At 36.0% G+C, this 8386-nt stretch carries 7 protein-coding genes; 5 read left to right on the forward strand and 2 right to left on the reverse strand.

Annotated elements, in window-relative coordinates:
- The first annotated feature begins 243 nt into the window (after positions 1-243).
- From EW028_RS23010 to EW028_RS23025, 4 genes are all read left to right on the forward strand, one after another.
- Positions 244-1437, forward strand: coding sequence for an ornithine--oxo-acid transaminase (locus tag EW028_RS23010; protein WP_004233780.1), 1194 nt, complete (start codon positions 244-246; stop codon positions 1435-1437).
- Positions 1438-1520: 83 nt separating this feature from the next.
- A complete protein-coding gene (locus tag EW028_RS23015) occupies positions 1521-2765 on the forward strand; it encodes a Glu/Leu/Phe/Val family dehydrogenase (RefSeq protein WP_004233781.1) in 1245 nt (414 codons plus the stop codon).
- Positions 2766-3132: 367 nt separating this feature from the next.
- Entirely contained in the window at positions 3133-4296 is a 1164-nt protein-coding gene (locus EW028_RS23020) for an iron-containing alcohol dehydrogenase (RefSeq protein WP_131522565.1), read from the forward strand.
- Positions 4297-4656: 360 nt separating this feature from the next.
- A complete protein-coding gene (locus tag EW028_RS23025; RefSeq protein ID WP_131522566.1) occupies positions 4657-5355 on the forward strand; it encodes a hypothetical protein in 699 nt (232 codons plus the stop codon).
- Positions 5356-5408: 53 nt separating this feature from the next.
- On the opposite strand, the gene EW028_RS23030 is transcribed toward EW028_RS23025, so the two are convergent.
- Entirely contained in the window at positions 5409-6392 is a 984-nt protein-coding gene (locus tag EW028_RS23030; protein WP_048395811.1) for a cation diffusion facilitator family transporter, read from the reverse strand.
- 14 nt (positions 6393-6406) lie between these two features.
- Positions 6407-7129 (reverse strand): MgtC/SapB family protein, encoded by a 723-nt coding sequence (locus EW028_RS23035; RefSeq protein WP_004233792.1) that lies wholly within the window; start codon positions 7127-7129, stop codon positions 6407-6409.
- Between the two features lie 132 nt (positions 7130-7261).
- Here EW028_RS23035 and EW028_RS23040 point away from each other — a divergent pair, with 132 nt between their 5' ends.
- Positions 7262-8161 carry a DMT family transporter gene (locus EW028_RS23040; protein WP_131522567.1) on the forward strand — a complete coding sequence of 300 codons (900 nt, stop codon included), beginning with the start codon at positions 7262-7264 and terminating at the stop codon, positions 8159-8161.
- Positions 8162-8386: the final 225 nt, after the last annotated feature.

The following is an 8386-nucleotide window of genomic DNA, read 5'->3' on the forward strand; positions in this document are numbered from 1 at the left end:
ATTGACGTGAGGGCTGTTCAAAGTAGGTAGAAATTGAGGCATTTTGAATGAATTTGTGACACTTCTCCAGGTAACGCTACCCTGGCTAAAACCGTAGACTTTCATGACGTAGTTTACCTTGGAGAAGTTAGCAAATTTACTGTTTGAATTGTTGCTATATTCTTAATCATTCTACTTATAGTGATACATAGTCCCTTTCTTTTATAAAGTTTTTCAACATGATTAGTAAGGAGAGAATAGGATATGACAAAAACTCAACAAGTTATTGAACAAACACAAAATTTTGGTGCAGCAAACTATCATCCACTGCCAATCGTTATTTCAGAGGCTGAGGGTGCTTGGGTTAAAGATCCAGAAGGTAACAAATATTTAGATATGTTATCTGCTTATTCAGCAGTAAACCAAGGACACCGTCACCCAAAAATTATCGCTGCTTTAAAAGAGCAAGCTGATAAAGTAACGTTAACTTCACGTGCTTTTTACAGTGAAAACCTTGGTGAATGGTATGAGCTAGTAGGGAAATTAACAAATAAAGAAATGGTATTACCAATGAATACTGGTGCTGAAGCAGTAGAAACTGCGTTTAAAGCAGCTCGTCGTTGGGCATATGATGTAAAAGGCGTAGAAGAGGGTAAAGCTGAAGTTATTGCATGTAATGGTAACTTCCATGGTCGTACAATGCTAGCTGTTTCTTTATCTTCTGATGAAGAATACCGTCGTGGTTTTGGTCCAATGCTACCAAATGTTAAATTAGTAGATTATGGTAATCTTGAAGCTTTAAAAGCGGCTATTACACCAAACACTGCTGCATTTTTAATTGAGCCAATTCAAGGTGAAGCGGGTATCGTCATTCCAACAGAAGGCTTCTTAAAAGCAGCTCGTGAACTTTGCCGTGAAAACAATGTACTTTTCATTGCTGACGAAATTCAAGCTGGTTTAGCACGTACAGGTAAAATGTTTGCTTGTGATTGGGAAGAAGTAGAACCAGATATGTATATCTTGGGTAAAGCTCTAGGTGGCGGCGTATTCCCAATTTCTTGTGTGGCTGCAAACCGTAGTATTTTAGGTGTATTCAACCCGGGTTCACATGGTTCAACTTTTGGCGGTAATCCTTTAGCTTGTGCAGTTTCAATTGCATCAATTAAAGTATTATTAGATGAAAAATTAGCAGAGCGTTCACACGAACTTGGCGAATACTTCAAAGGTAAATTAAAAGAAATTAACAACCCAGTTATTAAGGAAGTACGTGGTCGTGGTTTATTTATCGGTATGGAGCTAACAGAAGCAGCTCGTCCATACTGTGAAAAACTTAAAGAATTAGGTCTATTATGTAAAGAAACACATGATACAGTAATTCGTTTTGCCCCACCACTGGTTATTTCTCAAGAGGATTTAGATTGGTCAATTGAACAAATTGAAAAAGTATTTAAACTTTAACAAAATGTTCACATTTTAATTCGGAAGTATGTTACAATGATGCCGATAACTATCATTAAAAAAAACAAAGAGGCGATTTAATAATGTCTGAAAACTTAAATCTTTTCACATCAACACAAGATGTCATTCAAGATGCTCTAAATAAACTTGGCTATGATGAAGCAATGTATGAATTACTAAAAGAACCGCTTCGCATGCTACAAGTACGTATCCCAGTGAAAATGGATGATGGTACAACAAAAGTATTTACTGGTTACCGTGCACAACATAATGATGCTGTAGGACCAACTAAAGGTGGGGTTCGTTTCCACCCACAAGTGTCTGAGGAGGAAGTTAAAGCGCTTTCAATGTGGATGACATTGAAATGTGGTATTGTCGATCTACCGTACGGCGGTGGTAAAGGCGGTGTCATTTGTGATCCTCGTCAAATGTCAATGGGCGAAATCGAACGTTTAAGCCGTGGCTATGTTCGTGCGGTAAGTCAAATCGTAGGACCAACAAAAGATATTCCTGCGCCAGACGTATTTACAAATGCACAAATTATGGCATGGATGATGGATGAATATAGCCGAATGGATGAGTTCAACTCTCCTGGCTTCATCACTGGTAAGCCACTAGTACTTGGTGGGTCTCAAGGTCGTGACCGTGCGACTGCACAAGGTGTTACAATCGTAATCGAAGAAGCAGCAAAAAAACGTGGTATTGATATTAAAGGTGCTCGTGTTGTTATTCAAGGATTTGGTAACGCAGGAAGCTTCCTTGCAAAATTCATGCATGATTTAGGTGCGAAAGTAATCGGTATTTCAGATGCTTATGGTGCACTTCATGATCCTGAAGGTTTAGATATCGACTATTTATTAGATCGTCGCGATAGCTTCGGAACAGTAACTACTTTATTTGAAAACACAATTTCAAACAAAGAATTGTTAGAGCTTGATTGTGATATTTTAGTACCAGCTGCTATTGAAAATCAAATTACTGCTGACAATGCACATAATGTGAAAGCAAATATCGTAGTAGAAGCAGCAAATGGTCCAACAACAGCTGAAGCAACTAAAATCTTAACAGAGCGTGGCATTTTACTTGTACCAGACGTATTAGCCTCTGCAGGTGGAGTTACAGTTTCTTACTTTGAATGGGTGCAAAATAACCAAGGTTATTATTGGACAGAAGAAGAAGTGGAAGAACGTCTATACAAAAAAATGGTCGAAGCATTTGATAATGTATATACAACAGCAACAACACGTAACATCAACATGCGCTTAGCAGCTTACATGGTAGGTGTTCGCCGTACTGCAGAAGCTTCTCGCTTCCGTGGTTGGGTTTAAGTAAAAAGAAGATAATGAGTCATTCCTATATTATTGGGATGACTCATTTTTTTCGTTTTTATTTGATTGAAGAAGGTGGTCTAGGCGCTGCTCTAATAGCATCTTTTTTTCGTTCCTTATTTTTTTGATTTTAAAAAATCTTAGCAGAAAAAAGCTCAAAATTATGGTTACGACAACAATTACAATAATAAGCATGTGCAAAAATTCCTTTTATTTTATGTAATGAGTAGTACTATACAACTATTGTCTGAACAAAATCTGAACAGTTTGAAAAAACGCTTTCGAAATAGCAAAGTGTTGACAGCGTTTAATCTTTGCTTTCTCTAGCGTAATTATGAGAAAATCCAACTAGAAAGGGGCGAATTAGATGGATTCATTTACTTTTTTTAACCCAGTGAAACTACATTTTGGTGAGGATGCACTTGAAAAATTGCCGAAAGAATTAGAGCAATTTGGAAACAAGGTATTAGTTGTATATGGTGGCGGAAGTATTAAATCGAATGGTGTATACGATGCTGTTATAGAAAAATTACAACAGGCGGATAAAACCGTATTTGAATTAGGTGGTGTAGAGCCAAATCCACGAGTAGAAACAGCTAGACGAGGTATTGAGATATGCAAAACTGAAGGAATTGACTTAGTTCTTGCTGTGGGTGGTGGTTCAGTAATCGATTGTTCTAAATTAATTGTTGCTGGCGCTAAGTATGATGGCGATGCTTGGGATATCGTGAAACGTAAAGTGTTTGTAGAACAAGCTATACCACTAGGTACGGTATTAACACTTGCTGCTACAGGCTCAGAAATGAATGCTGGATCTGTGATAACGAATGCTGCTACAGAAGAAAAACTAAGTTGGGGTAGTCCAGCAGCCTTCCCGAAATTTTCGATACTAAACCCTGCATATACAGTGACTGTACCTAAAAATCACACTGTGTATGGAATAGTGGATATGATGTCGCATGTATTTGAGCAATATTTCCACAATACAACGAATACTCCTATCACAGATGAAATGTGTGAAGGGGTATTGCGAACGGTTATTACGACAGCTCCAAAATTATTAGAGGACCTAGAAAATACGAAGTTACGCGAAACTATTCTATTAGCAGGGACAATTGGTTTAAATGGGTTCCTATCAATTGGTTCACGAGGGGATTGGGCATCTCATAATATTGAACATGCAGTATCTGCTGTATATGACATTCCACATGCAGGTGGTTTAGCCATTCTTCAACCGCATTGGATGCGTTTAAATGTACCAGTAAATCCTGAGCGTTTTGCAGGTATAGCAACACGTGTGTTTGGAGTCGAGGCAACAGGCAAAACAGTAGAAGAGGTTGCTTATGAGGGGATTGATCGTTTATCTGCATTTTGGACATCATTAGGGGCACCTAGTCGTTTGGCAGATTACGATATTGATGATTCGAAATTCCAGCAAATTGTAGATCATGCTATGCAAAATGGCCCTTTTGGCAACTTTAATCGATTGCAAGAGGAAGATGTAAGAACCATTTTACGAAATTCTCTTTAATACTTTAAGTATGAGGCTATGCTTATAGCCTCATACTTTTTTTATTGCAAGGTTAAGAAAAATTAACGATTAATGTAGAATTTTGTCGTAGAAGTTTCTTTAGTCCTGCAATATAATAAAATAGATACATAATAGAAGGAATATAAATGTATTTTTCTTTATTTTAAGTGAGGAAAGTCATGTTTTTAACTGAGTCATTCAACCTATGTTGTAGATTATTTTACTATAAGGTGATTTATGGAATGACAGAAAAGGATAGTTTTTTGTCGTAATCAGTCAATTCGTGTGTCAATGTTCAGAAGTTGTTCAGCCACCTTTACTAAAATAATTACAATATTAAACAAAGAGGAGAGGGATCAAATGTTGAAACAATTGCTACAGGATCGTATTGTTACATTAAGTTGTATAGAAATGCCATTTCAGCAACATGTATATAAAATGCAAAATTGTGTAGAGGTATTGGGGATTGAAGCGAAATCATTGCAAATTGAAAATGATAAAATTATCACTGGATACATTGTAGATCAAAGTATATTTTTTAAAAGCGTGCGTTTTGGGCGAACGAATGTTATTTTTTCGGATGGTGTAAATAAAGCAATTGTACAATTATTTGTTCGTCCTTCTGGAGAAATTGTTGTAGAAGTTAAGCCGTATTTGGGGGAGGCTGAGATTGTTCCTGTTTATTATCGAACAATTTTAGCAGATACAGCTATTGCAATTGATTTAAAAGGTGCTTTAAAACATTATTTGGTAGCCCATCAATTTATGAATATAGAAGATTCAATTGCTGAAGTACATTATCAATCCATGCATCCGAATGTATTAAAGGATTCTTTTTTAGGAAATTTCGTGTTGGGTTGTCATGTGGATGGCAGAAATATTCTCAATGCAGAAGAATATGCATTAGCTAATCGTCAAGCCTCCTTACTATTTTCAAAAATCGTTATTCAGCAGAATGGTAAAAGACAAATGATTGCTTGTAATAAATTACTTACTTTTATGATTACAAACCATGTTTATGTAGGTTATGAGGATATTCCTAATTTAAAATTAGTCTAACAAATAGCCAACTGCCTGAAATACGGCAATTGGCTATTTGTTTTTATAAAGTATTAAATGGAGTTGTTTGGTTTTTCACCAACGTGTATCCAGCTTGTTTTCCCATCATCTTCGTCGAATAATATAGCTACTTTAGATACTCCTTTTTGGCTTAGGATTACCTCTGTTAAATGATCCCGAACATCATCTAAAAAGGCTAACGATAAAAGCGGATCAGCTTCAGCCACTAATTCTACATGTAAAAACTCTCCTTCTTTAATCACTTCAAGACGCACAATATCTTTGATATTTGGATCATCCATTACGAGGTGAGCGATATGGTTTAACATCTCTTCATCAGTTTCACCAATGACACCACGTGCGTTATCAAGGAATACCTTACCTACAACATAAAACATCATGACCCCAATTATCATTGAAACTAGTCCTTCTATTCGACCCCAACCTGTAAAATAAGCAATTAAAATAGCAGCAAAGGCTAAGAAGTTGCCCCCAGTAGCAACTAAATCTTCCATAAAAACTAATTTTGTTGCCGGTTTTGCTCTATTCAAGTATGTGAATGCTTTCGGAATAGATGCGATACCTGCTTTTTCTTGACCTGATTCATGTAGCACTTCTGCAGCCGCTTTAGCTAGCACTGTCCCTTCTAAAACAATCCCGATGAATAATACTCCTAGGGCAATCAATATCCCGCTAGACTCTCCTGTGGGATGAATAAAATGATGCCAACCTTCTTTTATTGTTTCATAAGAAAGGATAGCTACAATTATTACGGCGAAAAGGCATACTAAATTGACAATACGACCAAAGCCACCGGGAAATTGTTTTGTAGGTGCCTTTTTAGAGAGTGCTGAACCTATATACACAAATAATTGGTTTGCTGCATCGCCTAGAGAGTGCATCATTTCTGCAAACATCGCAACGTTACCTGTAAAGAAAAAGGCGATTCCTTTAATAATTCCTAAAAATGCATTTACACATGCAGCCATTAGAGAGGGTTTGTTACCGTCTTTTAGTAGTTTTAATAGTTCTGCCATAAAAAATCCTCCAACTAGTTTAAAATTTCCATTTCGATTTTTTCTATATAAGATAGTGCTCGTAATGAACGATAAAATGACAACAAATTATCCGAGACGATTAAGGAAAGACGTAAATCTAACTCATGTAAAACACTATCGTTTTTTAAGTGCACATCTTTAATGCGTATATTTTCAATGATAATGTTGTTGTCCTTTAAAAATAATAGAAATGATTCTGTATGGTTGTCATCATCAATTTGGACTTTTAACAAAATTTCCCGCATACGAATTCGCTTTGGTCCGATTTTCATAAGAAAAGGTGATAGTACTTCAATTCCAAAAACAATGATCACAACAGCTAGTGTTGCATCCATGTAAAAACCTGCACCAACCGCAATACCAATACCAGCGGCTCCCCAAATCATAGCAGCGGTTGTTAAACCCGTAATGCTGTCATTCCCGCGTCTTAGAATGACTCCTGCACCAAGAAAGCCAATTCCACTAACAATTTGTGCGGCTAAACGAAGAGGGTCCATCGTAATATTAATATCTTCTCTAGCGGGGGTTGAGTAGGCAGTTTCGATGGAGATAATCGTTAATAAGCAGCTGAAAGTAGCAATAACTAAACTTGTTTTTAATCCAACTGGTTTTTTCTTTAATTCCCTTTCGATACCGATTACTAAACTTAATGTGGCTGCAATAACTAATTTTATGCCAACTTCATATGTAATCATATTTTCGAATAATGTTTCCATACACAACCCTCCATTGATATTTCGTATTGCTAAGAGATATGCAAACTGTCATTATTATATGTGCATCACTTTTTTGTATTGTACAACATGAAGTAAGGACATATAAGTATTTTTTTAGGAAGGTGGGGTTTTTTGGAGCAGCCAAAAATCCATCCATACATCCCGATTGTGATTGGTGTAATTTCAGTATCGATGTCAGCTATTTTTGTGAAATTAGCATCGGCGGAAGCGGGGATTATAGCATTTTATCGCATGCTATTTTCCGTTTTAATCATGGCGCCATGGTTTTTAAGGGGATATACAAAGGAGTTAACGACTTTAAAAAGACGTGATTGGCTATTTTCTTCAGTTGCAGGGATTTTTTTAGCTTTTCATTTTATATTATGGTTTGAATCACTCAACTATACTTCAGTAGCAAGTTCAACAGTTTTAGTAACACTACAACCTTTGTTTGCGTTTGTGGGCACTTACTTTTTCTTTAAAGAGAAAATTACGATGAAAACAATCGTAGCAGGATCAATTGCAATAATAGGAAGTGTTTTAATTAGTTGGGGCGATTTTAAAGTAAGTGGAACAGCCTTATATGGAGATGTACTGGCGCTCGTTGCTTGTGCACTAGCGACAGCTTATTTTCTATTAGGACAGGATGTACGTAAGAGATTATCACTTGTAACCTATACAATGGTTGTATATGTTGTAAGTACCATCACTTTATTTATATATGTAATGGTTAAAGGGGAATCTTTTGGTCCATATTCTTCTATGGAGTGGTTATGGTTTATCTTATTAGCGTTAATACCAAATTTACTTGGTCATACTTTGTTTAATTGGTCAATTAAATACGTCAGTACGAATGTTGTTTCAATTGCTATATTATTTGAGCCTGTAGGAGCTGCTCTTTTAGCTTTGGTGATATTTAAAGAGTATTTAATCATGACACAAATCATCGGTGGATTGATTGTATTAGCAGGAATTCTATTGTTTGTAATAGATATTAAAAAGATTTTTAATTTTTTTAAGAAAAATGCTTGATTTTTAAAATGCTATATTATATATTATTACTTGTCCTTAACAAGAAGGAACGCTAAGAAGGAACGCTTGAAAATAAAGTTTTGAAAAGTTGTTGACTTTTAGTTGGGGATGAGATAAGATAATAAAGTCGCTGAAAACGACTTAAATAAAATGAACCTTGAAAACTGAACAAGCAAAACGTAATCAATAAAGTTTTAAGTAGCTAGTTTTGCTAGTGAACGAAAC

Origin of the sequence: Lysinibacillus sp. OL1 (assembly GCF_004332175.1) — a bacterium.
Lineage (GTDB): Bacteria > Bacillota > Bacilli > Bacillales_A > Planococcaceae > Lysinibacillus > Lysinibacillus capsici.

What these genes read in the sequence shown, in the direction of transcription:
- EW028_RS23010 (WP_004233780.1), top strand. Translation starts at nt 244, where the DNA reads ATGACAAAAACTCAACAAGTTATTGAACAAACACAAAATTTTGGTGCA.
- EW028_RS23015 (WP_004233781.1), top strand. Translation starts at nt 1,521, where the DNA reads ATGTCTGAAAACTTAAATCTTTTCACATCAACACAAGATGTCATTCAA.
- EW028_RS23020 (WP_131522565.1), top strand. Translation starts at nt 3,133, where the DNA reads ATGGATTCATTTACTTTTTTTAACCCAGTGAAACTACATTTTGGTGAG.
- EW028_RS23025 (WP_131522566.1), top strand. Translation starts at nt 4,657, where the DNA reads ATGTTGAAACAATTGCTACAGGATCGTATTGTTACATTAAGTTGTATA.
- EW028_RS23030 (WP_048395811.1), bottom strand. Translation starts at nt 6,392, where the DNA reads ATGGCAGAACTATTAAAACTACTAAAAGACGGTAACAAACCCTCTCTA.
- EW028_RS23035 (WP_004233792.1), bottom strand. Translation starts at nt 7,129, where the DNA reads ATGGAAACATTATTCGAAAATATGATTACATATGAAGTTGGCATAAAA.